A 1,063-nucleotide genomic window follows, 5' to 3' on the forward strand; every position below is an offset into this window, starting at 1 on the left:
TCGGGCAGCATGGTATTTTTCAAAACATCCGAAGCGTTGGAAATGCCGACCAAAATCACGGTGGTATATTGTTTGGCACTTACCTTTTTGAGCTTGAGCGTTCCAATCATGTTGAAAGCACCGTAAGAAACAATCACTTCCAATTGATATACAGCACTTTTACTGGCGGGGTTTTCGGGAAACCCAAACAATAGCCGATTGTTAGGTGTGGGCGGTAAATTCACGGGCAAGGAATAACTGCCCAACAATACTTCCGAATCGAAAGCAGTGTTTTTGAGGTCAAAAGAAAGGCTGGTATCGGGTGCAAGGTCAATGTTGCGTCCGTCGGTTGTTCTTATTGTAAGTTCCATTAAATCAAATAATTAAATTCCAGTGAAAGCGCGGCCATAAACTCATTATCTTGGAACGATTCGAGTTTTTTAGAAGTGATATTGATAGGAATTAACGCGCCCGATTCGGCCTCGTACAAATAGGCTTCTGTGCTACCTGTGAGCTGCTCGGCCAAGTATTGACGGTAAGCCACCGTAATCCAACCCGTAGAAAGAATGTCTTTGCGCTGGCTCTCGGCGGACTTCCACACAAAAGAGGGGGCAATGCTAAGATGTTCGTTGTGTTTGACATAGCGCGTGGAAAGTACGGTGGTGGCTCGCTCGTATTCTTCGGACAGCTCACCTGTGCAACGAACTGTTTCCATGATGCCGTATTGGTTTCTGAACATCACATAACGTTCTTGTTGCTGGGGCTGCTGGTCAATGAGCCAAATCAATGGCTCACCGTAAACAGTCGCCGCACGCTGCATTTGCGCCATAATCCTAACCGTATTGGTGGGCGCATTTTCCATGATAGGCATGGCATGAAGCCGCAACGGGTCGCAAATCCATGAGTAAGAAACGGTGCTACCGTCGGCCAAATAGTAGGTAAAAACAACGCTGCTGCCTGCACACAAGGCAAAGAGGTATTCAGGGCTTTGCAGACTGGTTGTTTTGGCATGGCCGCGAAATTGTAGCCAAATGTTTTTTTCCAAATACTCAGGCCAAAAGCTATCGCGGTTGCGGTAATAATC

At 46.8% G+C, this 1,063-nt stretch carries 1 protein-coding gene and 1 pseudogene; both read right to left on the bottom strand.

The window, feature by feature from the left end; all coding sequences use genetic code 11:
• Window positions 1–350, bottom strand: a pseudogene (locus BM090_RS18095) (hypothetical protein); the annotation flags it as partial.
• A partial coding sequence (locus BM090_RS18650) for a hypothetical protein (protein ID WP_177200023.1) occupies window positions 350–1,063 on the bottom strand: 714 nt, incomplete at its 5' end. The gene BM090_RS18650 and the pseudogene BM090_RS18095, both read right to left, overlap by 1 nt.

It is taken from the genome of Flexibacter flexilis DSM 6793 (assembly GCF_900112255.1).
Lineage (GTDB): Bacteria > Bacteroidota > Bacteroidia > Cytophagales > Flexibacteraceae > Flexibacter > Flexibacter flexilis.